Source organism: Pedococcus sp. (assembly GCF_036000045.1).
In the GTDB taxonomy this organism is placed as follows: Bacteria; Actinomycetota; Actinomycetes; order Actinomycetales; family Dermatophilaceae; genus Pedococcus.
Window position 1 is genome coordinate 30,462 of the sequence record NZ_DASYGF010000060.1, and the last position, 26,324, is coordinate 56,785.

General features: G+C 72.0%; 21 protein-coding genes. 5 read left to right on the top strand and 16 right to left on the bottom strand.

Features of this window, described 5'->3' with window-relative positions:
* Positions 1–18: 18 nt before the first annotated feature.
* The 3 genes from VGN50_RS09340 to VGN50_RS09350 all read right to left on the bottom strand — a co-directional run bounded on the left by VGN50_RS09340 (position 19) and on the right by VGN50_RS09350 (position 4,627).
* A complete protein-coding gene (locus VGN50_RS09340; RefSeq protein ID WP_327444485.1) occupies positions 19–2,514 on the bottom strand; it encodes an ATP-binding protein in 2,496 nt (831 codons plus the stop codon).
* 81 nt (positions 2,515–2,595) lie between these two features.
* The gene (locus VGN50_RS09345; protein WP_327444486.1) at positions 2,596–3,273 is read right to left on the bottom strand and encodes a response regulator transcription factor; all 678 of its coding nucleotides are present in this window, start codon (positions 3,271–3,273) and stop codon (positions 2,596–2,598) included.
* Positions 3,263–4,627 (bottom strand): PspC domain-containing protein, encoded by a 1,365-nt coding sequence (locus VGN50_RS09350; RefSeq protein WP_327444487.1) that lies wholly within the window; start codon positions 4,625–4,627, stop codon positions 3,263–3,265. Before VGN50_RS09350 ends, VGN50_RS09345 begins: the two co-directional genes overlap by 11 nt.
* Positions 4,628–4,752: 125 nt before the next feature.
* On the opposite strand from VGN50_RS09350, the gene VGN50_RS09355 reads away from it, so the two are divergent.
* Positions 4,753–6,012: a PspC domain-containing protein gene (locus VGN50_RS09355; RefSeq protein WP_327444488.1), complete on the top strand. Its 1,260-nt coding sequence runs from the start codon at positions 4,753–4,755 to the stop codon at positions 6,010–6,012.
* 5 nt (positions 6,013–6,017) lie between these two features.
* Complete coding sequence (locus VGN50_RS09360) at positions 6,018–6,404, top strand: hypothetical protein (RefSeq protein ID WP_327444489.1); 387 nt, start codon at positions 6,018–6,020, stop codon at positions 6,402–6,404.
* Here the strand turns inward: VGN50_RS09360 and VGN50_RS09365 are convergent.
* Together VGN50_RS09365 and VGN50_RS09370 are read right to left on the bottom strand one after the other, a co-directional pair.
* Positions 6,401–7,126: an NUDIX hydrolase gene (locus VGN50_RS09365; protein WP_327444490.1), complete on the bottom strand. Its 726-nt coding sequence runs from the start codon at positions 7,124–7,126 to the stop codon at positions 6,401–6,403. The genes VGN50_RS09360 and VGN50_RS09365 overlap by 4 nt on opposite strands.
* On the bottom strand, positions 7,123–8,268 hold the full coding sequence (locus VGN50_RS09370) for a glycosyltransferase family 4 protein (RefSeq protein ID WP_327444491.1): 1,146 nt from the start codon (positions 8,266–8,268) through the stop codon (positions 7,123–7,125). The genes VGN50_RS09365 and VGN50_RS09370 overlap by 4 nt, the downstream gene beginning before the upstream one ends.
* Before the next feature lie 35 nt (positions 8,269–8,303).
* Here VGN50_RS09370 and VGN50_RS09375 point away from each other — a divergent pair, with 35 nt between their 5' ends.
* Complete coding sequence (locus VGN50_RS09375) at positions 8,304–9,131, top strand: PIG-L deacetylase family protein (RefSeq protein ID WP_327444492.1); 828 nt, start codon at positions 8,304–8,306, stop codon at positions 9,129–9,131.
* Positions 9,128–10,177 carry a lysylphosphatidylglycerol synthase transmembrane domain-containing protein gene (locus tag VGN50_RS09380; protein WP_327444493.1) on the top strand — a complete coding sequence of 350 codons (1,050 nt, stop codon included), beginning with the start codon at positions 9,128–9,130 and terminating at the stop codon, positions 10,175–10,177. The genes VGN50_RS09375 and VGN50_RS09380 overlap by 4 nt, the downstream gene beginning before the upstream one ends.
* A gap of 30 nt (positions 10,178–10,207) precedes the next feature.
* On the opposite strand, the gene VGN50_RS09385 is transcribed toward VGN50_RS09380, so the two are convergent.
* Entirely contained in the window at positions 10,208–10,903 is a 696-nt protein-coding gene (locus tag VGN50_RS09385) for a response regulator transcription factor (protein WP_327444494.1), read from the bottom strand.
* Complete coding sequence (locus VGN50_RS09390) at positions 10,900–13,479, bottom strand: sensor histidine kinase (RefSeq protein ID WP_327444495.1); 2,580 nt, start codon at positions 13,477–13,479, stop codon at positions 10,900–10,902. The genes VGN50_RS09385 and VGN50_RS09390 overlap by 4 nt, the downstream gene beginning before the upstream one ends.
* A gap of 133 nt (positions 13,480–13,612) precedes the next feature.
* Between VGN50_RS09390 and VGN50_RS09395 the strand changes: the two genes are divergently transcribed.
* Positions 13,613–14,347, top strand: coding sequence for a DUF4118 domain-containing protein (locus tag VGN50_RS09395; protein ID WP_327444496.1), 735 nt, complete (start codon positions 13,613–13,615; stop codon positions 14,345–14,347).
* Here VGN50_RS09395 and VGN50_RS09400 read toward each other — a convergent pair.
* The 9 genes from VGN50_RS09400 to VGN50_RS09440 all read right to left on the bottom strand — a co-directional run bounded on the left by VGN50_RS09400 (position 14,334) and on the right by VGN50_RS09440 (position 26,313).
* On the bottom strand, positions 14,334–15,077 hold the full coding sequence (locus VGN50_RS09400; RefSeq protein WP_327444497.1) for a cobalamin biosynthesis protein CobB: 744 nt from the start codon (positions 15,075–15,077) through the stop codon (positions 14,334–14,336). The two genes, VGN50_RS09395 and VGN50_RS09400, sit on opposite strands and share 14 nt — an antisense overlap.
* Positions 15,074–16,375: a MurT ligase domain-containing protein gene (locus VGN50_RS09405; RefSeq protein ID WP_327444498.1), complete on the bottom strand. Its 1,302-nt coding sequence runs from the start codon at positions 16,373–16,375 to the stop codon at positions 15,074–15,076. The genes VGN50_RS09400 and VGN50_RS09405 overlap by 4 nt, the downstream gene beginning before the upstream one ends.
* 94 nt (positions 16,376–16,469) lie before the next feature.
* Positions 16,470–17,165, bottom strand: coding sequence for a lysophospholipid acyltransferase family protein (locus VGN50_RS09410; protein WP_327444499.1), 696 nt, complete (start codon positions 17,163–17,165; stop codon positions 16,470–16,472).
* Between the two features lie 31 nt (positions 17,166–17,196).
* Positions 17,197–18,807 (bottom strand): glutamine-hydrolyzing GMP synthase, encoded by a 1,611-nt coding sequence (gene guaA, locus VGN50_RS09415; RefSeq protein WP_327444545.1) that lies wholly within the window; start codon positions 18,805–18,807, stop codon positions 17,197–17,199.
* 75 nt (positions 18,808–18,882) lie between these two features.
* Entirely contained in the window at positions 18,883–19,221 is a 339-nt protein-coding gene (locus VGN50_RS09420; RefSeq protein ID WP_327444500.1) for a DUF3817 domain-containing protein, read from the bottom strand.
* Positions 19,214–19,954 (bottom strand): SURF1 family protein, encoded by a 741-nt coding sequence (locus VGN50_RS09425; protein ID WP_327444501.1) that lies wholly within the window; start codon positions 19,952–19,954, stop codon positions 19,214–19,216. Before VGN50_RS09425 ends, VGN50_RS09420 begins: the two co-directional genes overlap by 8 nt.
* A 233-nt stretch (positions 19,955–20,187) precedes the next feature.
* A complete protein-coding gene (locus tag VGN50_RS09430; RefSeq protein WP_327444502.1) occupies positions 20,188–21,921 on the bottom strand; it encodes a GMC family oxidoreductase in 1,734 nt (577 codons plus the stop codon).
* Complete coding sequence (locus tag VGN50_RS09435; RefSeq protein ID WP_327444503.1) at positions 21,918–23,510, bottom strand: succinic semialdehyde dehydrogenase; 1,593 nt, start codon at positions 23,508–23,510, stop codon at positions 21,918–21,920. The genes VGN50_RS09430 and VGN50_RS09435 overlap by 4 nt, the downstream gene beginning before the upstream one ends.
* 43 nt (positions 23,511–23,553) lie before the next feature.
* Positions 23,554–26,313, bottom strand: coding sequence for a penicillin acylase family protein (locus VGN50_RS09440; RefSeq protein WP_327444504.1), 2,760 nt, complete (start codon positions 26,311–26,313; stop codon positions 23,554–23,556).
* Positions 26,314–26,324: the final 11 nt, after the last annotated feature.

Genomic DNA, 26,324 nt, shown 5'->3' on the forward strand with positions numbered 1-26,324 from the left:
AGCGGGCATCTCAGGACCTCAGAGGCCCAGCTCACCGGTGAGCAGGACGTCCTCCGCGAGGTCACGCAGCTTGATGTTGTGGTTGGCGCTGTGCCGCCGCAGCCGGTCGAAGGCCTCGTCGCTGGAGATGCCGTGGCGAGCCATGAGGATGCCCATCGCCATGCCGATCCGCCGGCTCGTCCGCAGGGCCACCTTGAGCGTGTCGGCGCGCGCCTCGGCCTCGTCGAGTGCCTGGGCCCGCTGCTGGGCCAGCTCGTGGTGGACGCGCAGCCTGGAGAGCAGCTCGACCGGCTCGAACGGCTTGACGACGTAGTCGTCCGCGCCCGCGGCCAGACCGGTGGCGGCAGCACGAGACCCGGCGCGAGCCGAGAGCAGGATGACGGGGACCGCCGCCAGCCGGGGGTCCTGCCGGACCAGGCGCACCAGGTCCAGACCGCTCTGTCCCGGCAGCATGATGTCGGACAGGATCAGGTCCGGAGGCTGCTGGACGGTCAGCGCCGACGGCACGTCGGCGACGGCGGTGACCTCCCAGCGGTCGGAGGTCAGCAGCCGGGTGAGGTAGCCGCGCAGGTCAGCGTGGTCCTCGACCAGCAGCAGCCGAGGCGCCGCGGCGCCCGAGGACGGGGTGCCGGACGGCTGCGTCGCACTGTGCACCGTCGCCTGGGCTGCCCCGTTGGAGGTGGCCCGGGGGGTCCGTGCTCGGGCGCTCCGCGCGTCGTCGAGCTCGTCGGTCGTCCGTGGTGTGGCCGCTGCGCGTCCCGACGGGGCGTCGCTGCCGCGTCCGACCGGCGCACCGACCGGAAGCACCACCCGGAACGTGCTGCCGCGCCCCAGCTCGCTCTCGAGCCCCACTCGGCCGCCGTGGGCGCGCACCAGATCCGCCACCAGAGCCAGCCCGATACCGGCGCCAGGAACTCCGGGCCGCACCTCGTGGCGCACCTGGCGGAACCTCTCGAAGACGTGCTCCTGCTCGTCGACGGGGATGCCGCACCCGGTGTCCGCCACGGTGAGCTCGAGCTCGTCGCCACGACGTCGCAGGGCCACCGAGACGGTACCCGCGTCGGTGAACTTGAACGCGTTGGACACCAGGTTGACGACGACCTTGGCCCAGGCCTCCTGGTCGAGCCAGGCCGCGCCCACCTCGGGCAGGTCGATCTCGAGCACGAGGCCGGCGCTCTCCATCGCGCTGCGGAACATGCTGACCAGCTCGGCGGTGTAGGCGGTGACGTCGACCGCCTCCAGGACCGGCACGAGCGTGCCGGACTCGGCCCGGGCGAACTCCAGGAGCGCGTCGACGAGGCGGTTCAGCCGACCGGCCGCCCTCTCGACCGCGTCCACGTGCGGCTCCTGCTCGGTGTCCAGGCCGAGCTCGCGGAGCTCACGGGCGGCGGCCATGGCGATGGTCAGCGGGGTGCGGAACTCGTGGCTGACGTTCTGGAAGAAGGTCGTCTTGCTGGCGTCGAGGTCGGCCAGCGCCGCTGCGCGCTTGCGCTCGTAGTCCGTCGCTCGGGCGTCGGCCAGCAGCGTGGAGACCTGCCGGGTGATCAGGTCCATGAACGCGGTGTAGGAGTCGTCGAGCTGCCGGTAGGGGTTGAGTCCCAGCACGACCACTCCGGCGACCCCCGCCGCCAGCCCGCCCCGCAGCGGCTCGACCATGGCGCTGTGCGGAAGCAGTGGCCCCAACGGGCCCGCAGCGGCGCGCAGGTCGTCGTCCGGACCGAAGGTCAACAGGCGCTCACGCCGGTGGGCCGCGACCGAGGCATACGGATGGTCCGAACCGCGCCTCACCCGCACCGGCATGGCGCGCTCCGAGGGCTCCACGCCGTAGGACGCCGACAGGACCAGGTCGCCGCTGGACTCCTCCTGCAGGTAGACCGCGGCGAAGGGCAACGCGTGGCGGTTGCCGCTCATGATGGTCATCACGTGCTGGCAGAGGTCGTCGGCATCGCCCAGCTCGGCGCTGGACACCACGGCCAGGGCGTGGACGATGTCGAGCCGCCGTGACTCGATGACCGGCTTGGACACGTCCGTGGTGGCGACGAACACGCCGAGCACCTCACCCGACGCGTCGCGGATGGGGCTGTAGGAGAAGGTCCAGTAGGTCTCCTCCGTGTAGCCATGGCGCTCGAGGAAGAGCAGGTGCTGCTCGGCATAGGTCGACTCGCCCCGCTCGAACACGTCGGTCGTGAGCGGGCCAAGCTCCTGCCACACCTCTCCCCAGCAGTCCGCTGCGAGCTGTCCCATGGCCTCGGGGTGCTTGGAGCCCAGCAGGGGCCGGTAGGCGTCGTTGTAGATCTGCACGAGGTCGGGCCCCGACCAGATGAGCATCGGCACCTGCGAGGGCATGACGGTGCGGATCGCGGTGCGCAGCGCCTCGGGCCACGTCTGGGGTTCCCCGAGCGAGGTGGCCGCCCAGTCCGTCGCCCGCGCCAGGGTGGCTGCCGCGTCATCTCCCGGAAACAGGCTGGCGAGCACCTCGTCAGTCCCGGGCTCGCCCGGAAGGAAGATGGTCACGTGCTGAACTTATCGGGACAACCACACCGTTTGGCAACCCCCGCCCCGACGTATAACCGCAGGTCAGGCATGGTATGCCGGTCACATGAGCCGTCTGCCCATGGCCCAGGCAGTCAGCTCGTGACGGGACGAGAGCTGGAGCTTGCGCAGCACCGAGGAGACGTGCGTCTCGACCGTCTTGACGGAGATGAAGAGCTCCTTGGCGACCTCCTTGTACTGGTAGCCGCGGGCGATGAGCCGCATCACCTCGCGCTCGCGTGCGGAGAGCCGGTCGAGCTCCTCGTCGACCTCGGCCAGCTCACCGGCGGCGGCTCCGAACGCGTCGAGGACGAAGCCGGCCAGCCGCGGAGAGAACACCGCGTCGCCATCGGCCACCCGGTGGATGGCCCGGGTGAGGTCGGCCGCGCCGATGGTCTTGGTCACGTAGCCGCGAGCCCCGGCCCGGATCACCGCGATGACGTCCTCAGCCGCGTCCGAGACCGACAGAGCCAGGAACCGCACGGGCCGGCCGTCGGTGGTCTCCAGACCGCGGCAGCCATGCAGCACGTCGACTCCGCCGTGGCCGTTCCCGCCGGGCAGGTGCACGTCGAGCAGCACGACGGCAGGCCGGTGCTGGCGGACCAGCGCGACGGCGGTGTCGACGTCCGGCGCCTCGCCCACGATGTCGACGGCCTCCCCGATCTCGGCGCGCACGCCGGAGCGGAACATCCGGTGGTCGTCGACGAGGACCACGGTGACCAGCGGCGAGTCAGGCGTCATGGGTCTCCTCTGAGGGCAGGGCCGGACTGGTGGCCGCCGGCAGCGTCAGCTGGACCTCGGTGCCCTGGTCGAGCCGGCGCACCCGAGCCTGCCCACCGTGGCGGGTCATCCGTCCCATGATGGACTGCCGCACGCCGAGCCGGTCTCCGGGCACCTCCTCGAGGTCGAAGCCGGGGCCGTGGTCGCGGACGAACGCCTCGACCCCCTCGCGGCCCGCCTCGACGTAGACGGACACCGGCGGCGCTCCGTGGCGGACCGCGTTGAGGACCGCCTCGCGGACGGCCCGGACGAGGGCCATCGCCCCGTCGTCCAGCGGCCGGTCACCGGTGCAGACCACCTCGACCGGTATGCCGTGCAGGTCCTCCACCTCGTGGGCCGCCTGGGCCACCGCGGCGGCGAGGGTGTCGTCGGAGCCGGCCGGCCCGGCATACAGCCAGGCGCGGAGCTCGCGCTCCTGGGCCCGGGCGAGAAGGGTCACCGCCGAGGGGTCCTCGGCCTTGCGCTGGATCAAGGCCAGGGTCTGGAGCACGGAGTCGTGCAGGTGCGCCGCGATGTCGGCGCGCTCGGTCGCGCGAGCCCGCTCGGCCTGCTCGTGTCGCAGGTCCGACCAGAGCCGCAGCCCCCAGGGGGCGGCGATGAGGACGGCACCGGCGAGCACCGCGAGCGCGGCGGCACCGATGTCCCAGATCGCCGTGAGCGACTGGCCGCGCGTCGCCAGGACGATCAGCCCGACCACCGCCAGCACGGCCCCGAAGCTCAGCCGCGCGATGCTGAACCGTCGCGCGCCGTTCTCGGAGCCCAGCCAGCGCCCGCGCTGCGAGTCGTCCAGCTGGGACCAGGCGATCACCGCGCCGACCGCCACGACGAGCAGGGGGGCGAGCAGACCCAGGCGGGCGTTGAGGCCCGCGTTCTGTGCCACGACCACGATGCCGACGAGCAGGAGGGCGCCTCCACCGACCAGGAGCCGGGTGGACTCACGGTCCGTGCTGTCCGCAGTCTGCCGGGCCTGCTCCTGGGGAGCAGGGTCGTCGCCGGCCGGCGAGGCGGCAGGGTCGACTGGCGCGCCCGCACTTCGCGGGTGGCCTACGCGTCGCGAGGCGGCCGTGCCCGCGACGGTCTGGGGCGACAGCGCCCAGAGGAACACATAGGCCACGATCCCCGCGCCGGTCGGGAAGCAGGACAGCACCATGGCGATGCGCACCACTCGCACCGGCCAGCCCAGGTGCTCGGCCAGCCCCGCACAGACTCCGGCGAACACCCTTCCCTCGACCGGCCGCCCGTACGGAGGCCGCATCGGCGCTCGAGGCACCGCCAGGGTCTCGTTGGCGGCGGCCCGCTCGTAGGGAATCGGCATGTCCTCATCCTGACGCACGCCCCGACCGATTCCTACGGCGCTCAGGGTGCTGGGAGAGGACTTCAGGGTCCGGTCAGGGTCGACCCTCATAGCAGGCAGGCGGGCCCGCGGACAGCATGGTCGCTATGACGCAATCCCCAGGGCCCACCCAGGACCCGACCCCGAACGACGCGACCCCCGGCAGCGGACTCGACCGGTTCTTCGACTGGCTCCGGTCCCTGGACATCCGGCGCGACCCCGACGACAAGTGGCTGACCGGCACCTCCGCCGGCCTGGCCCTGCGCCTGGGGGTCGACCCACTGGTCGTCCGCGCGGGCTTCGTGCTGCTGGCGCTGCTCGGCGGCGTCGGCGTCACGCTCTACCTCATCGCCTGGGCCCTCCTGCCCAACGGCCGCGACGAGATCCTCGCCGAGCGCGCCGTGCGGCAAGGCGAGTTCTGGCCGATCGTGCTGCTCGCCGCGATCGTGCTGTCGCTGCTCGGTGGCACCGGTTTCGCCCACGACGGCACGGGCCTGTCGTGGTTCTGGTGGGTGGCCGTGCCCGTCGCGGTGGTCTTCTGGGCCCTGCGCCGCAACCGCCGGGGCGAACCGGTCGGCCCACCCCTGGCGTATGCCGCGCCGTCCGGTGCCGCCCCTGCCGCCCAGCCCCTCGCGTATGCCGCAACGCCCGGCACGGGCACCATGACCGCGTCGACCACGTCGTCTCCGTCGTCGTCGCCCCGCCCACCGCGTCGCCGCGGACCCGGCTTCGCCGGTCTGGTGCTGGTCGGTGGGCTGGCCCTCGCGGCATACGGTCTGGGGCTGTGGGCCCACGACACCTTCGGATGGCGAGGCAGCGGCGGTGTCGTCGGTCTCGCGGCAGCGCTGGCCGTGACCGGGCTCGGGGTGCTCGTCCTCGGTCTGACGGGCCGGCGGGCCGGCCTGGTGGGGTTCCTCGCCGTGCTCCTGGCCCTCGCCACCTGGACGGCCTCCGTCGTCCCGACGCTCAGCGTCGGCGGCGGAATCGGCGACCGGGTCTGGCGGCCGAGCGTGACGGACACGGCCCAGCGGTACCGGTTGGGCATCGGCGCCGCCGAGCTCGACCTGACCCAGCTGACCCACGGGACGGGCACGCCACGGGCGGTGGACGCCGGCATCGGCGTCGGCGAGCTGCGGATCCGGGTCCCGGCAGGCCTCACCGTCGAGGTACGCAGCTCGGTCGGCGCGGGCGACGTCGGCCAGTGGGTGCCCAGCAGCGGGGGCAGTGGCAGCTCCGACACCTCGAGCTCGAGCAGCGGTCCTGGTGGCCGCAACATCAGCACCGTCGAGACCCTGGGCAGCGGCGCACCTGATGTCGTGGTGACCGCCCATGTCGGGCTCGGCCAGATCCTCATCGGCAAGGAGTGACCGCCATGACCAGCGACCAGACCAGCGACCAGTCCCCCGACCAGCCCACCGCAGAGATCACCGACCAGCCCACGGCGGAGATCACCGACCAGCCCACGACGGAGGTCCCCCCGACCACGGCCGCGGCGCCGGCGGGGGCGCCCGCGAGCCGCCCGAGGGGAGCGCACTGGCCCGCCATCATGCTCGGGCTGGTGTGCGTCGCCATCGCCGCGCTCGCGCTCGGGCAGGAGCTCGGCGCGTTCACGGTGGACTGGGGCCACCTCGGACCCCTGGGGATCGTCCTCGTCGGAGGCATTCTCGTCCTCGTCGGACTGCTCGGTGTGCTCGGACGCCGCCGCGACGACACCCGCGGCGACGCCGGCCACCAGGCCGACCACGGACTGGGGTCCTAAGGCACGTCGTCCAGCCAGCGCCGGACGTGCGGGGCGAACGACTGTCCGAGGTGGTAGCGCGCCACGGCCTCCCGAGGCACCCACCGCACCGACGCCGTCGATCCACCCACGTCGTGGACGACGGGGTCGGTCGGCTCGGGGCACCACGCGGCATACACGATGCGCACTGCGTGGAAGTCCTCGACCCGACCCGAGGGTGCGCGCCCGATCCAGTGGGAGGTGTGGGCCTCGAGCAGCCGCACCCGCTCGATGCGCTGCCCGCTCTCCTCCCACACCTCGCGATGCAGGGCCTCGACCGGCGACTCACCCGGGTCGAGACCGCCACCCGGCAGGGTCCAGCGCCCCGGGGCCGAGGTGCGCTCGGAGAGCTCGGTCAGGAGCATCCCCCGCGCGCTGGTCACCACGCCGTACGCGGCCGTGCGCTGGTAGGGGTGCACGAGCTCACCCGGCTCGAGCACGAGGCCGGCATCGCTGGGTACCTGCGACGGCGGGTGGTGCTCGGGCGTCGACGGGACGACCGTGAAAGCGAGCACGAGGGCTCCGTCCTCGGCCAGGGAGGCCTCCACCAGCCGGGCGCCGCCCCAGCCGAGCCCGGCCAGCTCACGAACCGGGTCGGCTCCGTGCGCCACGACGAACCGGGCCACTTCGCGGCCACCGGGGGCGGTGGCCTGCACACGGATCTCCGCTGGGCGCCCCTGCTCTCCTGCCGGCGTGGGGGTCATGTCGCACCCGCCCGCCGGTACTCGCGCTCGGCCAGGGCGGCCACGGCGTCCCAGCTCTGGGCGGGGGGCACGGAGGCGTTCTCCTTGGCGATCCGGTGACGCAGCGCCCCATCGGTGACGAGCGTCGCGAGCGCCTCGGCGAGCGCCTGGTCGTCACGCCCGAGGATGCCGTTGACACCGTCGGTGACGAAGTCCGCGACACCGGTGTCCTGGCGGGCCAGCACGGGCAGCCCCGCGGTCCGGGCTTCCAGGGCGGCGATACCGAAGGCCTCGAGGCGCGCGGGAGTGAGGTAGACGTCGCTGTCCCAGTACCGGGCGCGCAGCTCCTCCCGGGTGGCACGCCCTGGCATCGACACCCAGTCGGCCATCTCGTGCCGGTCGACGAACCGCTGCAGACGTCGCCGCTCGGGCCCGTCGCCGAACAGGTCGAGGTGCATGCCCACCCCAGGCGGAACCAGGTCACGAGCGGCACGCACGATCTCCAGCACGGCCGCGGGTCGCTTGCGGCGGGCGAAGCGCATGGCTGCGACGACGCGGACGAACTCGCGCTCAGGAGCGGCGGCACGCTCGGCTTCGGTGACACGGTCGGGGGGAGCCCAGGTCGCGACGTCGATGCCGTTGGGCAGCACCTCGACGAGAAGGCCCTCCCCCGCCACCTGCCGCACCTGTGCGGCCGCGATGCCCGACACGGCCGACAGCGTCGCGCCGCGCTGGGCCCACCGACGCGCGTGCCCGAGGGCGCGGAAGACCATCGCGGAGCGGGCCATCAGACAGTGCCAGGTGATGGCGGTCGGCAGCCCCAGCCCGAGGGCGACGTCGGCCAGGTCGGAGGCGAAGGGGCTCACCACCCCCATGTGCAGGTGGACGACGTCGAAGCCGCCACGCCGCAGCCGGCGCCGCACCTCCGGAGGCGCCAGCGGGTTCACCGGCAGCTCCCACGGCAGCCGCAGCGCCATCCGGTGCACGGGAATCCCGTCGACCTGTTGGACCACCCCCCACCGTTGTCCCTGGTCACCGGGTGTCGCGGTGAACACCTCGACGTGGTGGCCACGCGCCTGGAGGCGCGCCGCCAGGTCGTGGGTCTGGACCTCGATCCCGCCCAGCCTGGGCAGGTAGCAGTCGGTCAACAGCGCCACCTTCACGGGCTAGAGCCTGCCATGCGGAAGGATGGCTGGTGATGACCCGCACCCTCGTGGCGTTCCACGCCCACCCCGACGACGAAGCCCTGCTCACGTCGGGGACGATGGCGCGCGCGGCCGCGGAGGGGCACCGGGTCGTGCTCGTGGTGGCCACCGACGGCGAGCTGGGCCTCGCCTCGGGCACGTATGCCGCGGACGGTCACCTGGGCTCCCGGCGTCTCGACGAGCTGCGCGTGTCGGCCGGTGCGCTCGGGGTCGCCCGGCTGGTCTACCTCGGCTATGCCGACAGCGGGATGACCGGCGAGCTGCTCCCCGACCCGCCCGGCCGCACCCGCTTCCTGCGGGCACCGCTCGACGAGGCCGCCGGGCGCCTCGAGGCCGTGCTGCGCGAGGAGTCCGCCGACGTGCTCCTGACCTACGACGCCAACGGCGGCTACGGGCACCGCGACCACGTGCGCGTCCACGAGGTGGGGGCGCGTGCAGCCGAGCTCGCGGGCACCCCCCGCGTGCTGCAGGCGACCGTGCCGCGGGACACGCTCCTTCGGGGGCTCGACCTGGCGGCGCGCGTCTACCACTTCCCTCCCGACTTCGACCGGGCGGCCTTCGCCCGCGCCTACAGCGCGCGGCAGGACATCACCCACCGCGTCTCGGTCATCCGGTATGCCGCCGCGAAGCGTGCCGCGATGCGCGCGCACGCCTCGCAGGCCAGCGCCGAGGGCGGCGCCGACCGGACGCTGGCCGCTTTCCTGCGGATCCCGCGGCCGTTGTACGACCTGGTCTTCGGCCGCGAGTGGTTCGTCGACCCGGCGCGTCGCCCAGGGCAGCCGGGGCCGGTGTCGCGTGACATCTTCGAGGGTCTGCCATGACCGTCGACCCACGACGCCGTTCGCACCCACGGACCGTCGTGCAAGGCGTGGTCGGGCTCGGCCTGGCCGCCGTCCTGCTCGTCTGGGGACTCCCCCACTTCGGGCACACCACCTGGGGGGCGGTCTGGCACATCCTGCGCCAGGTCCCGCCTGCGACGGATGCCCTCATGGTGGTCGGCGTCATGGTCGGGCTGTACTGCTACACCCTGACGCTCACCGGCTCGATGCCCGGCCTGCGGCACTGGCAGGCACTGGTCGTCAACGTCGCGGGCTCCGCGGTCGGGAACCTGCTGCCCGGTGGCGGCGCCGTCGGGCTGGCAGCGACCTACACGATCTGCCGTTCGTGGGGCTTCTCCCGCCGCGACATCTCCACCTCCGCCATCGTCACCGGGGTGTGGAACGTCCTGTCGCGGATCGCGTTGCCACTGCTGGCGATCGTGGGACTTCTCGCCGGAGCGGGAGGCGTGCCCAAGCCGCTGCAGGATGCCGCGGTCGCCGCAACGGTCACGGGCACGCTCATTCTCACCACCTTCGTCGCGGTGCTCGTCTCGGAACGAGCCGCGGTCGCCATCGGGAGCAGCATCGACGCGGTGGCCGGTCGGCTCTGGCACCGCCGGTCGATGAGCGTCGAGGCACTGGTCAGGGACCTGCGCGGGCGGATCAACGAGGTCGTCCGCCATGGCTGGCTCAAGATGACCATGGGGCTGGCCGGGTACTTCGGCGTCTACTACCTGCTGTTCCTCCTGTGCATGCACACCACCGGTGTCCATCTGCACTACGGCCAGCTCTTCGCGGCATACGCCATCGGCAGGCTGGCCACCGCGGTGGGGGTGACTCCCGGCGGGCTGGGGGTGACGGAGTCCGTCACCGTCGCGACGCTGGTGGCGTGGGGCGCCGGGCACCCCGAGTCGGTGGCGGGCGCGGTGATGTTCTCGGTGTTCACGCACGTCATGGAGGTGCCCCTGGGGGCGCTCGGCTGGCTTGCCTGGACGCTCAGCCCCAAGAGCACTCCCGATGACACGTCGGCCGCCGAGCCGGTCGGCTGACTCACCGAAGCCGACTGTCTCCGGGGGGCCTCAGCCAGCAGGCGGGTCGCCGATGAGCCGGTAGCCCTGACCGGGGTCCGTGAGCAGGTACCGCGGCCGCGCCGGGTCGGGTTCGAGCTTGCGACGCAGCTGGTTGGCATACACCCGCAGGTAGTTCGACTCGCGGCCGTAGCGCGGACCCCACACCTCGCGCAGCAGCTCCTGGTGCGCGACCAGGTGGCCCGGCTCTCGGGCGAGCACCTCGAGCAGCCGCCACTCGGTCGGCGTCAGGCGCACCTCGGCACCGTCGACGACCGCCTGGCGCTCGTCGAAGTCGAGGGTGAACCGCGAGGTCCGGAACGGCGGTAGCGCGGCATCGGCCGTCTCGCGGTCACGCCGCAGGGCGACCCGGACCCGCGCCAGGAGCTCCTCCATCGCGAACGGCTTCGTCACGTAGTCGTCTGCGCCCTCGTCGAGCGCCTCGACCTTGTCGACGGAGTCGGTCCGGGCTGACAGCACGATGACCGGAACGTCTGACACCTGGCGGATGCGGCGCAGCACCTCGACCCCGTCGAGGTCCGGCAGCCCCAGGTCGAGCACCATCAGGTCGGGCCGCGAATCGTGGAAGGCGACCAGGGCCGAGTGCGCGTCCCCGGCCGTCTCGACGGAGTAGTTGCGGGCCCGCAGGTTGATGGCCAGGGTGCGAACCAGGTGCGGCTCGTCGTCGACCACCAGGATGGAGCTCACGGGCTCATCCTGTCAGCGAGCCGAGGGGACCCCGGAGCGCTCGCCGGCTGTGTGAGGAGGGGCAGCTCGATGACGATGGTGAGGCCGCCACCGGGGGTGTCCTCGGCCAGGATCGTCCCGCCCATGGCCTCCATCAGTCCTCGGGCGACGGCCAGCCCGAGGCCCACGCCGGTGCCCGCCTTGGGTGCGTCGCCGAACCGCTGGAACGGCGCGAAGATCAGGTTCTTGGCCTCCTCGGGCACACCGACGCCCCGGTCCACGACCCGCAGCTGGACCCGGTCCGCGACCGGCGATGCGTGGACCACCACCTCCTGACGGCCGGGCGAGTGTCGCAGGGCGTTCTCCAGGACGTTGGCCAGGACCCGGTCCAGCAGACCTGAGTCGGCCACCGCCTGCGGCAGGTCGGGGGCGACGACGAGCCGCACGCGCCGACCCTCGGGGAGCTGGCCCGCCGACAGCGAGATGGCCGCCTCCACGTCGACCGGCCCCACGCGTGGGGTGATCGAGCCGCTCTGGAGCCTCGACATGTCCAGGAGGTTGGTCACCAGCGCGGTGAGCCGGTCGGTCGACTCCTCGATGGTCTCCAGGAGCGAGGCCTCGTCCTCGGGCGTGAAGGACACCTCACCCTGGCGGAGCCCGGACACCGCTGCCTTGATGCTCGCCAGGGGCGTGCGCAGGTCGTGCGAGACGGCGGCGAGCAGGGCGGTCCGGGCTCGGTTGTCCTTGGCGAGGGCCGAGGCCCGCCTGGCCTGCTCGACGAGCTCGTCCCTGCGGACCAGCGCGGCGGCGCGGGAGGCGAAGGCGGAGACCAGCCTCCGGTCAGCGCCGGTGAGCACCCGGCCGAGCAGCACCAGCGAACGCTCGTCGTCGACGGTGGCCAGCACCGACGCGCGCGGGATGCCCTCCACGTCGAAGCCCTCTGTGGCGCACCACACCTGCCATGGGTCGCGCACGCTGGGCCGGCTGACCACCGCAGCACCGTCGACGCCGAAGAACTCGACCGCCTGGCGCAGCAGCGCCGGCAGCTGGTCCCGCTCGCCGAGCAGGGACTCCGCCGACGCCGCCAACGCGGCCGCCTCACGTTGGGCGGCCCGCGCGGACGCCGCCCTGCGCTCACTGACGTGCACGAGCGAGGACACCGACACGGCCACGATGACGAACACGAGCAGGGCGACGAGGTCCTGCGGGTCGGCGATGGTCAGCGTGTGCAGCGGCGGCGTGAAGAACCAGTTGAGCGCCACGCTGCTCAGCAGGGCGGCGAGCAGCGCGGGCCACAGGCCACCGGCCAGCGCGGCGAGCACGGTGAGGAGCAGGAACAGGAGCACCTCGAGCGGCAGGTCGTGCCACCCGGGGGTCGCCTTGAGTATGCCGGTGAGGCTGAGCGTGCCGAGCGTGGCCAGGACCCAGCCGACCGTGGTCCGGGCGAGTCCCAGGTCGGGTCCGAACCGCAGCGGGGGCCGGACGCTGCGGGTCAGCTCATGGCTCACGAGGTGGACGTCGATGTCGCCGGAGCCGTCCACGACGCGCTGCCCCACCCCGGGGGAGAACAGCGCCTGCCAGCGCAGCCTGCGCGAGGCGCCGATGACGATCTGGCGGGCGTTGACGCTGGCGGCGAAGTCGAGCAGGGCCTGCGCCACGTCGCCGCCCTTGATGACGTTGAAGGTGCCCCCCAGCTCCGTGGTCAGCCGGCGCAGCTCGGCGATCCCTTCGAGCCGGGCGTCGACCAGCCCGTCGGGCGGCGTCACGTAGACCGCGACCAGCTCGCCGCCAGCACCTCGCGAGGCGATCTGCGCGCCCCGGCGCAGGAGGGTGCGGCCCTCCGGGCCCCCGGTCAGGGCCACGACGACGCGCTCCCTGGTGGGCCAGGACTCGGCGATGGAGTGCTCGGAGCGGTACTGCCCCAGTCCCTCCTCCACCCGGTCGGCCACCCACAGCAGGGACAGCTCGCGCAGGGCACCGAGGTTGCCCTCGCGGAAGTAGTTGGCGAGGGCGGCGTCGACCTTGTCGGCGCTGTAGACGTTCCCGTGCGCCAGGCGCCTGCGCAGCGCATGGGGCGACATGTCCACGAGCTCGATCTGGTCGGCGCGGCGCACGACGTCGTCCGGCACCGTCTCCTGCTGTCGCAGGCCGGTGATCGACTCCACGACGTCGTTGAGTGACTCCAGGTGCTGGATGTTGACCGTCGAGATGACGTCGATCCCGGCCTCGATGAGCTCCTCCACGTCCTCCCACCGCTTCGCGTGCCGGCTGCCCGGGGCGTTGCTGTGTGCCAGGTCGTCGACGAGCACGACCTCGGGTCGGCGCGCGACCACGGCCAGGGTGTCCAGCTCCTCGACGGTGGCAGAGCCGTCGGGCCCGTCGACCGCGCGGTCGACCGCGCCGTCGAACCGGCGGGGCGGCACGCGCTCGAGCGGTGCCGCCAGGGCCTCCGTGAAGTCGCGCCCCCGGCTGTCGACGACCCCGATGACCACGTCCGTCCCGCGTTCGAGCCGGCGGTGGGCCTCGGAGAGCATGGCGACCGTCTTCCCCACGCCGGGCGCGGCACCCAGGTAGACCCGCAGCGCACCTCTGCTCATGGTTCGATTCTGGCCCAGTCCTGGGCGCGTGGCGGCGCGACGGGCGCGACGCGGCATACAGATCGCGTCAAGACCCTTGACCCCACCTGGGCTCCGGTTGCCTGATGGCTTCATGGACGTGCAGAGGATTCTGGTGGATCGACGGCCGGTGGTGGTGGCGGCGGCGGGGCTGGTCCCGCTGGTCGTGTGTCTCGTGCTCACGGTGGTGTGGAGCTCGGTCCCCGCTGTGTCCGCGGCCCTACTGCTCGTGCTCGCGGTGGTCGCGGCCGCTGCGACCGGGATCAGGGCGGCCGGGGTGGTGGCCGCGCTGTCCAGTGCGCTGTGGTTCGACGTGCTGCTGACCGAGCCGAGGGGCCAGCTGGCGATCACCAGCCCAGCCGACGTCGAGGCCACCGTCCTGCTCGTCGCGGTGGGTGTCGCGGTGAGCGAGCTGGCACTGTGGGGCCGGCGCCAGCAGGACCGCGCCAGCCGCACCACCGGCTACCTCGCCGGGCTGGTCGACACCGCAGTGTCGGCCATGGCGGTCTCGGCGCCGGACACCGCCGAACTGACCACGAGCGTCGCCCTACGGCTCACCGAGGTGCTCGGCCTCGACGGATGCCGATACCTGGCGGGTCCTCCGGGCGACGTCGCCGAGCCCCTGCTGATGGCCGACGGCACGGTGCTGCGGACCGGTCGGGTGCTCGACGTCAGCCGTCACGGCCTGCCGGTCGACGCCGAGACGGCGCTGCTCGTGCGGAGCGGGGGGTATGTCGTGGGCCATTTCCTACTGACGGCTGCCACTCGCGTGGTGCGCCCGAGTGCCGACCAGCTCAGGGTGGCGGTGCTGCTCGCTGAGCAGGTCGGCGCGGCGCTCAGCCCCGCTTGACGAGCCGGCGCACCTGACGGCTGCGCGCCTCGTCGGCGAAAGCGTCGTCCTGGGCCAGCGGCTCGAACGGGGCCCCCGTCGCGAGCTCGGCCGCGAGCGCGACCAGGGCGTCCGCCAGGGCCGGGTTGGCCGGGAGGATCGGGCCGTGCAGGTAGGACCCGAAGACGTTGCCCGACCGGGCGCCCTCGGTGCCGTCGGTGCCGTTGTTGCCGTGCCCGGCCCGGACGGTCCCGAACGGCGCCTGGCCGGCACCCAACGTCGTCGAGCCCGAGTGGTTCTCGTAGCCGACGACGTCACCGAACTCGGTGTCGAGCACGACCGGTCCGATCATGCGCTTGGCGTTGCCCTGGGTCGTCACGTCGAGGATGCCGAGACCCGGCAGTCGCTTGCCCTCCACCGTGATGAAGGCGTTGCCGAACAGCTGGTACATGCCGCAGATCATCAGCATCGGGGTGCCGGCGTCGAACAGCGAGCGCAGCCGGTCGGCGATGCGTTCGAGGTCGGCCTCCACCCGGACCTGACCCGAGTCCTGCCCACCGCCACCGACGACGAGGTGCGCCTGCTCGGGGAACGCGGCCCCTGGGTGGTGCTGGTGGACGACGGGCGTGTAGCCGTGGCGGCGGATGCGCGAGGCGAGGCACCGGGTGTTGCCCAGGTCGCCATAGATGCTCATCTCACGGGGATAGAGGTGGACGACGTGGATCTCGCCCTTGCTGGGGACGTCGCTCATGACGCCTCCTCACCGATGTCGGGCAGGTCGTAGCGCGCGGCGAGCGTGCGGCGCAGCGCCATCATCGCCGTATAAGTGCAGAAGATGCGCTTCGGCTCGTCGGGGTGGCGGGCGAGGAACTGGTCGAGCGCGCGGTCCAGGTCGGTCTCGACGGCCTCGACCGGCACGTCGTCGTACTGCAGCCGCAGCGCCATGTCGTAGCCGCGCACGCCACTGGTGACCGCGACACCGCGCTGGCGCAGGCTCTCGAAGCTCACGTCGTAGAGCCAGGACACGTCCCGGCCGTCGGCGTAGTTGTCGTTGATGGCGATCATCGTCGCGACCGGGGTCGTGCCATAGGTGCCGAGGGCCACAGTGAAGCCCGCGGGGTTCTTGACCAGCACCAGCTCGAGGGGCTGGCCCTCGGCCATGACCACCTCACCGCGGCCGAAGGGCGGCGTGACGGCGCGCAGGGCGGAGGCCGCCAGCTCGGCGTCGAACGCGGGCCCCAGCAGCGTGCGGGCCGCCGTGGTGGCCGCCGTCGCGTTGATCATCGCCGCCAGCCCTCGCTGCTGCAGCTCCAGGGGACCCACCGCGGACTCGCCGAACAGCACCTCGAAGGTCCGCTCATCCGACGGCTTCAGCAGCCCGTCGTCGGGACCGGGCTCGGGGGCGGTGAAGCCGTCGTCGAACCGCACGTCCTGCTCCTGGAGCTCCGGCAGCCGGTCGGCGATGGAGGCGTCGACGCCGAAGTACCGCACCTGCACGCCGTCGGCGACGCGGTCGCGGATGCGCGAGACGAAGGAGTCGTCGAGGTTGAGCACGACACCGGTGGTGGTCTGCTCGGCCAGCGTCGCCAGCAGCTGGGCGGTGTGGTCGATCTCGGCGAACCGGTCGAGCTGGTCCCGGGCGACGTTGAGCAGCAGGCTGTGGGTCGGGCGTACCGCCTCGGCGAACCTCAGTGCATGGGCCTCGTCGAGCTCGAGCACCGCCATGTCGGCGCGCAGGCGACCGCCGATCGGCAGCTCGCCCAGCATCGAGGAGATCACTCCGCGGGTGAAGTTGCTGCCGGTGGGGTTGGTGAACACGGTGCGGCCATGGGCACGCAGGACGGCCACGAGCATCTTGGTGGTCGTCGTCTTGCCGTTGGTGCCGCTCACCACGACGATGCCGCCGCGCACCTCGGCCAGGGCGTGGGCCAGGAACCCGGGGTCCACCCGCTCGGCGACCAGCCCGGGCAGCGCAGAGCCTCCGCCGCGCAGCCGTGATGCGGCGCGCGCGGCCTTGCCTGCGACCACGGCCGCCGTCGTCCTCAACACGGCACAAACCCTAACCGGCAGCGCTTCGCCGGCGGCCACGCGGCATACGGGTGGGTGTGCCGAACCACCCCAGCAGGTATGCCGCGGCGCTCGGTCATGCGCCCAGGGCGGACTTCACGTCGGAGGCGTACTGGCCCGACCGCTCCTGGCCGGACAGGTCGCCGATGGCGTCCATCACCGCGTCGGTGACTGCGCGAAGCAGCGCGGCCTTCTGGTAGCGGGCCTGGAGGGCGGCCACGTCGACCGGGGGCCCGAAGCGGACGACCACCTTGGCGGGCCGGAAGCCGTTGGACCCCGGCGGCTGGACCTTGTCCGTGCCGATGACCGCGCACGGCAGCACGGTGGCCCCCGTCGCGAGCGCCATGCGCGCGACCCCGGTGCGGCCCCGGTGCAGCCGGCCGTCGGGCGACCTCGTGCCCTCGGGATAGACGCCGAACGCATCACCCCGGCGCAGGACCGCCTCGGCGACCTCGAGGGAGCCGGCGGCGGCGCGCGGGTCGGCGCGGTCGACCGGGATCGTGCCGGCAGTGGTGTGGAACCAGCGCACGGCTGCCCCCTTGAGCCCCCGGCCCTGGAAGTACTCGGCCTTGCCCAGGAAGTGCACCTGCCGACCCGAGGCCAGCGGGATGACGATGGAGTCGAGGAACGACAGGTGGTTCGAGGCGACGATGAGCGCGCCGTCACGCGGCACGTGAGCCCGGCCCTCGACGCTCATCCGCGTGGCCAGCCGCAGCGGCGGCCCGATGAGGACGTGACGCATCACGGCGCGGCTGACCGCGTCGGTGCTCATCAGCTCAGCCCCACCGGTTCACTCTCACTGGTCACTCCCACTCGATCGTGCCCGGCGGCTTGCTCGTCACGTCGAGAACCACGCGGTTCACCTCGCGGACCTCGTTGGTGATGCGGGTCGAGATCTTGGCGAGCACGTCATAGGGCACGCGGGTCCAGTCGGCCGTCATGGCATCCTCGGAGGACACGGGGCGCAGCACCACAGGGTGGCCGTAGGTGCGGCCGTCGCCCTGGACGCCGACCGAGCGCACATCGGCCAGCAGCACGACGGGGCACTGCCAGATGTCGCGGTCGAGCCCGGCGGCGGTGAGCTCCTCACGGGCGATCTGGTCGGCTGCGCGCAGCACCTCGAGCCGCTCGGCGGTCACCTCGCCGACGATGCGGATGCCGAGCCCCGGGCCGGGGAAGGGCTGCCGCCACACGATGGCCTCGGGCACGCCGAGCTGGAGGCCGACCTGGCGCACCTCGTCCTTGAACAGCGACCTCAGGGGCTCGACGAGCTTGAACTGGAGGTCCTCGGGGAGCCCGCCGACGTTGTGGTGGGACTTGATGTTGGCCGCGCCGGTGCCACCACCGGACTCGACCACGTCGGGGTAGAGCGTGCCCTGGACGAGGAACTCCACGGGGTGCTCGTCGTCACCGCGCGAGCCGACGACGTCGCGGGCCGCCTGCTCGAACACGCGGATGAACTCGCGGCCGATGATCTTGCGCTTCTCCTCGGGGTCGGAGACGCCGGCCAGCGCGGACAGGAACCGCTCGCGGGCGTCGACGACGACGAGGTCGACGCCCGTCGCCGCGACGAAGTCCTTCTCGACCTGCTCGGCCTCGCCCGCACGCAGCAGGCCGTGGTCGACGAAGACGCAGGTGAGCTGGTCGCCGACCGCCCGCTGGACGAGGGCCGCAGCGACCGAGGAGTCCACGCCACCAGAGAGCGCGCAGAGCACGCGGGAGGCGCCGACCTGCTCGCGGATCGCGTCGACGAGCTCGTCCACGACGTGCGCCGCGGTCCAGTCACCGGTCAGACCGGCACCGCGGTAGAGGAAGTTCTCCAGGACCCGCTGGCCGAACGTCGAGTGCATCACCTCGGGATGCCACTGCACGCCGTAGAGGTGCCGCTCGTCGTCCTCGAAGGCGGCGACCGGGGCGCCCGCGGTGGAGGCGGTCACCCGCATGCCGTCGGGCGCCTGGGTCACCGAGTCGCCATGGCTCATCCACACGGACTGGTCGGTGGGCTGGCCGTTGAACAGCGTTGAGCTGGGGTCGGAGATGGCGGCCGGCGTCGAGCCGTACTCGCCGAGACCCGTGTGGGCGACAGTGCCACCCAGCGCCTGCACCATGGACTGGAAGCCGTAGCACATGCCGAACACAGGCACGCCGGCCTGCAGTAGCGCGGCGTCGAGCTCGGGCGCCCCCTCCTCGTAGACCGACGAGGGTCCGCCCGAGAGCACGATCGCCGCCGGGTCCTTGGCGAGGAGCTCGTTAACCGAGGCGGTGTGGGGCACGACCTCGCTGTAGATGTTGGCCTCGCGCACGCGGCGCGCGATCAGCTGGGCGTACTGGGCGCCGAAGTCGACCACCAGGACCGGCCGGGCCTGCAGGGGGGTGGTGGGCGGCTCCGCGCGGTCGGCCGCGGGGGCCTCCACCCGGTCGTCGTCCTGGGCCTGAGTCACGTCACTGGTCACCACGTCGGCGGCTGCGGGGTCGCTCACAGATGAAGGCTACCGGCGTGCGGGAGCCAGCCGAGCCTCGACCTCGGCGACGAAGCGGCGCTCAGCCCAGAACGGGAGCAGCGGAACGAACCCGGTCAGCATGATGCCGACCATCTTGGGCAGGCTCCAGCCGACCTTGAAGCCGAGGTTGGCGATGGAGATCACGTAGACGAAGTAGATCATCCCGTGGATCGGGCTCCAGACGGCCGAGGCGCCGCCCTTGCCGAAGCCGCCGTTGAGGATGATGATCGCGATCAGCACGAAGAGCGCCAGGCCCGACATGATGGCCATGGTCTTGAACAGGGTGAGGGCCTTCGTGGTGCCCGCGGGGTCTTTGATGTCAGTCACGCCGCGCATCATCGCGCACCATCCTGAACCACATGAACACGGCGAAGGCCGCGAACATCCACCACTGCACCGCGTAGGCCGCGTTGCGCCACTGCAGACCCCCGCTCACCTCCGGCGGTGGCACCCGCTTCAGCCCGGCGGACGGGGCCACGGACGCGCCCGTCGAGGTCTTCTCGCCCTGGGCGAAGACGAACGCGTTGTAGAGCGGGCCGGGCCAGCGGTTGACCAGGATCGACAGGTCGACGGAGCCGAGCCCGGGTGCCGTGCCTGCCGGTAGGGCGGGTGGGTCCGCCGGCGACTCCCCCGGCGCCAGCGAGCCGTCGAGCGAGATCGCTCCGCTGGGGGGCGCCTGCACCGCTGCGGGGTCGGTCACGAAGCCGCGCACCACGGGCAGCACGGTGCGGTTCGCGGTGAGGGTGAGGGGCGTCAGCACCCAGTACCCCGTGCGGCCGTCCAGGCGACGCGGCCCGACGATGACCTGCCCTGAGGCGGCATACGTGCCGACGGCGGTGACGGGGCGCCCCGACTCGGAGTTCGGGAAGGGCTGCTGCGGGGTGAGGAGGGTCGCGACCGCCATGGGCTGCGCCTCGTGGGCCTGCCGGAGGGCGGCTGCCAGGCCCTTGTCCTGGGCGACGTGCAGCTGCCAGAGCCCGAGCTCGACGCATGTGACGACGATGACCACGACGATCAGGAACAGGCCCAGCCAGCGTGGCTTGAGCGCGGTCCGGAACACCCGGTCAGGCTACGTGAGCGGCACTGTCGTGCCGCCCGCAGGGCCCGGGCCGACCGCACCAACCGAACCAGAAGACTCGTGAGACATCGCGCGTAACGAACCGTCTCGGCTGTCGTTGTCTGGGTGGTGCGGCTGGAGACCCACCCCCGGCTCGTCTCCAGCCGCACCCACCGAAGGCGGTTTGCCGCCAGGTCGCAGGGGACACAGCCGCAGACCGCCTTCCACGTGGCCGGTCAGACCTGCGCGCTCTCGTGCGTATAGCGCGTGACGGCGGGGTGGGCCGCCTTCACCGGTTCCAGAGCGACGTAGGGGGCGCCCTGGACCGGCCGCAGGTCGGCCTCGCCCTTGTTGGGCCACAGGGACATGGCGCGCTCGGCCTGGGCGGTGATGGTCAGCGAGGGGTTGACGCCGAGGTTCGCCGAGACCGCCGACCCGTCGACGACGTGCAGGTCGGGGTAGCCCCATAGACGGTGGTAGGCGTCGACGACGCCGCGCTCGGGGCTCGAGCCGATCGGCGCCCCGCCCAGGAAGTGCGCGGTCAGGGGGATGTTGGCGATCTCACCCAGGCTGCTGCCGGCGAAGGCCCGCAGGCCGGTGGCCTCGCTGAGCCGCCGCGCCAGGGCCTGCATGGCCGTCTGCCCGGCGGGGATGTAGGTGGGGTTCGGCTCGCCGTGCCCCTGCCGCGAGGTGAGCCCGCGCCCGCCGAAGGGACCGACGGTGCCGCGCACGTGCAGGGAGTTGTCCCTGGACTGCATGACGAGCCCGATGACCGTGCGCTCGCTCCAGCGGTACTGCGACAGCGACCGGAAGAAGATCACCGGATGCTTGACGACCTCGACGACGAACTGGAGGGGCCGGGGCAGCCGTCCACCCGGAACCAGGATCGTCGCCAGCACCCCCATGGCGTTGGAGCCCTTGCCGTAGCGCACGTTCTCGACATGGGTGTCGGCGTCGGGGTGGAACGACGAGGTGATGGCCACGCCCTTGGACAGGTCCATGCCCGGCTTGACCTTCTCCATCATCACGCCGTTGAGCGCCTCGGAGTTGGTCCGGGTGAGGTATCCCAGGCGTGCCGAGATGCGGGGCAGCACTCCGGACTGCCGCATCGCGTGGAGGAGCTTCTGGGTTCCCCAGGTGCCCCCGGCGAAGACGACCTGGTCGGCTGTCACAGTGCGACGCGACCGCCGGACCCATGACCCGCTGGCCTCGTGGGTCACGGCATACCCGCCCCCAGGGCGCGGGGCGACGCGCACGACGGTGCGCAGCGGCTCGATCGTGACACCGAGGCGCTCGGCGAGCGCGAGGTAGTTCTTGACGAGCGTGTTCTTCGCGCCGACGCGGCAGCCCACCATGCAGTTGCCGCACTCGGTGCACCCGGTGCGCTCCGGCCCCACGCCGCCGAAGTACGGGTCGGGGACACGCCTGCCCGGCATGCCGTAGAACACGCCGGTGGGCGTCTTGCGGAAGGTGTCCTCGACACCGAGGTCGCGCGCCGTGGCACGCATGACGTCCTCGACGACACCCTCGCAAGGGTTGGTGACCACGCCCAACATGGTCGAGGCCATCGCGTAGTGCGGAGCGAGCTCGGACTGCCAGTCGGTGATATCGGCCCACTGGCGATCCTCGAAGAACTGCCGCGGTGGAACGTAGAGCGTGTTGGCGTAGTTCAGCGAGCCACCGCCGACGCCGGCACCCGCCAGGACGACCACATCAGGCAGACGGTGAATCCGTTGCACGCCAAAGCATTTCAGCTTGGGCGCCCACACGTAGCTCCGGACATCCCACGAGGTCCTGGCGAAGTCCTCGTCCCGGAAGCGGCGTCCTGACTCGACGACGTGGACGCGGTAGCCCTTCTCCGCCAGGCGCAGCGCCGTCACCGAGCCGCCGAACCCCGAGCCGACGACCAGCACGTCGTAGTGGTCGTCCCGCACAGGTTCGGCGGCCGACACAGCCGTCGTCCCGGTCACCGGCGCCCCATGGCCTTGAGCGCCCGAAGGGCACCCGTCAGCAGCCGGGCGTAGGTCTCGTCGGAGACACCTCGCGGGGGAGCAACCGGCAGGAGGTACTGCGCGGTGACGTTCTGGGACTCGGTGTACTTCAGGATGCCTTCGGCGCCGTGCCGACGGCCCATGCCGGACTGCTTCATGCCGCCCATCGGGGCCGCGACGCTGCCCCAGGCCGCGGCATATCCCTCGTTGACGTTGACCGTCCCTGCCTGGATGCCCGCGGCGATGCGGCGGCCACGCGCCACGTCGCGGGTGTAGACCGCCGCGTTGAGGCCGTAGTCGGTGTCGTTGGCGAACCGGACCGCCTCCTCGTCCGTCTGCACGCGGTAGATCGCGACCACGGGACCGAACGTCTCGTCGTCGCGCAGGTCCATGGCCGCGCTGACCCCCTCGAGCACGGTGGGCTCGTAGAAGTACGGGCCGAGGTCCGGACGCGGACGGCCACCGGTGAGGACCCTGGCACCCTTGGCCCGGGCGTCGTCGACGTGCGCGGTGACCCGTGCCAGCTGAGCGGCCGACACCAGCGACCCCATGTCGACGCCGTAGGCGAGGTCGGCCCCCAGCCGCATCGCCTTGACGGCCGCCACGAAGCGCCGGGTGAACTCGTCAGCCACCGACTCGTGCACCAGGAGCCGCTCCACCGAGATACACAGCTGACCGGCCGAGGAGAAGCACGCGCGGACGGCACCCTCCACCGCCTTGTCGAGCGATGCGTCCTCGGCGACATACATCGAGTTCTTGCCGCCCAGCTCGAGGGAGAACCCGGTCAGCCGGCTGGCCACCGAGGTCGCCACGCGGCGCCCGGTGGCTGTCGAGCCCGTGAAGCAGACATAGTCAGCGAGGTCGACCACGGCCTGTCCGACCGTCGGCCCGTCACCGAGCACCACCTGCAGCACCGACTCGGGCAGCCCGGCCTCGGTGAGCAGCTGCACGCCTTGCAGCGCGGTCAGCGAAGCCTGCAGGTCGGGGCGCAGCACCACCGCGTTGCCCGCCATGAGGGCGGGGATGGCGTCGGTGATGGCCAGGCTCAGGGGGTAGTTCCACGGGCTCACGATGCCCACCACTCCTCGGGGGTGGTGGTGCTCGACGCTCTGGGTCAGGACCGGGAACAGCCCACCCCGGCGCCGGGGACGCAGGTATGCCGCCGCGCTGCGCGCATAGTGCCGCGCCACGAGGGCGACGTCGGCCACCTCCTCGAACGCCTGGAGGCGGGTCTTGCCGGACTCCAGCTGCACGGTGTCCAGAAGCTGCACCTGACGCTCGAGGACCAGGTCGTGGTAGCGCAGGAAGATCCGCTCGCGCAGCTCCATCGGCGTCCGAGCCCAGGAGCGCTGGGCCGTGCGTGCGGCGTCCACGGCCATGACCACATCGGCCGCGGTCGACAGCGGCAGGGTCGCCAGTGGCGCGCCGGTCAGCGGGGTGTGGCTCGTATGCTGCTCGGCCCGCGGGCCCGCGACCACCCGCCGAGCAAGCCGGCGCACCAGAGCCGGGTCCACGGCATACGTCGCGGTGGGGTCGGTCTCGGGGTCGGCGATGAGGTCCGGAGCCATGGAGGAAGCCTAGGCGGGCGACGGCTTTATTACCAGTAGTAAGTTACGGGCGGGGCCGATGTCCCGTGAAGGCCACGACCTGCTGGAACGTCGGCCGGTTCTGCCAGTCGATCGGTCGCACGCCCACCACCCCGGCGGTCGCCGAGCGGATGTCGTCCTGCGTCTTGTCATAGGTGAGCTGCTGGACGCCCGTCACGCCCTCGTCGCTCATCGCGCGCCTCACCGCATCGGCCAGCGACGTGGCGAGGGTGGCCTGGCAGACGGCCGCGTCCCCGTCGCCGCAGTAGTGGTTCGCATAGGGCGACGCGAAGGTTGTCCCGGCCAGCTGACGGAGGTCCTTGTTGACGTAGCCGTACCAGGCGATCTCGTTCCAGCTGGAGCCACGCCCCAGACGTGGATGGTCGTCGATCGGCTGCGGCAGCTCGCTGGTCAGGGTCTCGCCCAGCTTGCCCGCGACAAGATCCCGCGCCACGGCAGCCCCGCCCCCGTCCCACCACTCGTCGAAGATGCGGATGGCCTGCTCATGGGCATAGTGGCCGGTGCGGGCCCGGTCGACGCGGTGCGCACCGTCCGCAAGCCAGGACTGGAGCAGAGCCCGGGCCGGCGCCGTGGCAGGGTCGTCGCCGATCGCCTTGAGCAGCGCGGGAAGGGTGTAGAACGCGCGGCTGTCGACCGTGGCCGAGTCCGCGAGCAGTCCCGTCAGCCTCCCGATGTCGAGCTTGCCGCCGTGGGCGATGGCGGCCTTGACGCGGTCCTCGAGGGCCAGACTGCGATAGACGGTGCCGTAGCCCCACACGCTGTCGGCCGCCGAGAAGCCGGGCGCCGTCTTGTTGTTCCACGAGACCAGGTAGCCGCGGCTCGGGTTGATCTGCTGGGGATGCGCTGAGTCGGGCAGCCACCCGGTCCAGTCGTACTTGGCGTCGCCCCACCGCGGCAGGTCGAAGTCGGTGCCGGCGGCGCGCACCGGGAGCCGCCCCGAGGAGAAGTACGCGATGTCCCGGTCGTCGGTGTAGAACCAGTTGAACGTGTAGTCGATGGCGGATGCCGCGGCCTTGAAGGTCGTGGCGTTGGTGGTGTAGCCGGGGTCGTTCAGCCGGGCGAACCCGGCGAGGGAGTCCACCTCGTGCTGGTACGTGCTCCGCTGGCTCACGATGGCCACCGGGACGCCCTTCACCGTGGTCCGCAGCTGGACGATGCCATGGTTGCTGCGCAGCACGAGGTAGGTGTACCGCTGCGGCGGAGAGGGCGAGCCCGCACTGGGCATGGCCAGGTACGAGGGCTCGAACCGGTCGAGGGGCACGCAACGGCCGTCTCGCACGTATGCCGTGGAGCTCACCGTGGCCGGGGTCCCGTCGGTGTTGCACAGTCGCTCGGCCACGGTGTCAACGAGGTCGTTGGAGGCACTGGTGGCGGACCAGGCGTAGTCGACGCCACGGCCGAGCTGGACGACGAGGTTGGTCCCGGCAAAAGCGACGCCACGCGCCTTCACACCCGGGCCGTCGAGCACCTCCTCGGTGAGGAGCTGCGGGGTGTAGTAACCCGTCTGCGGTCCGAACACGGTGATGGGATGACCGGTGGTCGAGTGTTTGGCATCCACCAGCACTGCGTTCGACATCCCGTGGCTCACGATCGGCACGTCGATGGAGCCCTGGGGGGTGTTCATCGACAGGTTGGAGGTCGGCCCGCCTGGCACCAACGCGGGTAGCCCGGAGGGCAGCGTCGTCCCGTTGATCGGCTCGCCCGTTCCCGGTGCCTGCGGACCGTGGAGATCCGGCAGCGCGACGCCGGGCTGACGCTCGTTGATCGCGCCCCCTCCGTAGGGGAACCTCGTCTCGGCCGTGGTGGGAGCGTCGGCGTCGTTCTTCTCCCGGAGGTCGTTGTAGATCGAGCGCCCTTGCACCGCACCGAACTTCGCCTGCACCTGCTGGAGCCAGAGGGCGTTCTCGTACTCGTGGCCGCCCCCCTTGCCGAAGATCCCGCCGACCAGAGATGCCACGTAGGTGACGTCGGCTCGCGTCCACGGCTGCGGGGTCTTGCCGAGGGCGGCATACTCCGCGGGGCAGCTGGGTCCGGTCGGGACACCGCCGGGACACATCTCGTTCTGGGCGGCGTTGATGCCCGCGATGAACGCGTCGGCGCCGTGCATCAGACGCTGCCCCTCGGCGCCGAACCGGATGGCCGCGTTGCCGATCTGGGCCTGGGCCTCCGCCTCGGTGTAGAAGGCCGACCGCAGCTGCTCCCGGTCCATCTGGAGGTTGTCGGGCGTCGCCCCGGCGAACTCGGCCAGGCGGGCCCGGCCGGCGTGGCGCAGCACGTCCATCAGGAACATGCGGTCCTTGGTGCCGGCATAGCCGGCGCCCCACATCGTGTCGTCATACGTTGCGCCGGTGATGTAGGGGACGCCATAGCTGTCCCACTTCACCGACACCCCGGCCTTCGGCTGGGCGCTGCGCACCACGGTCTGGGGGGTGAAGTCGCTGCGCTTGTAGTACGTGCCGATGTCAGCCGTGGTGATGCTGGCGGGGTCCCTACGGTTGAGCGCGTCGTACATCTCCAGCTGGTCGGCGAAGTTGGGCGGTGCGTTCGTGCCGTCGACGGCCACGCGGTTCGGGTCACCTGCCAGGACCTGCAGCAGCCCCGCCGCGGTGATGGTGCCGGACTGCCCCGGCGGCAGGATGTTCCACAGCGTGCCGTACGGGTCACCCGCGGCCCCGCTCGCGGGAGCGGCGAGGATCACCGCCAGGACGGCCGCGCAGGCCCCCGTACCGACCAAGACCGATCTGCCGCCGATGGACGCGCGCATACCTGTTCTCC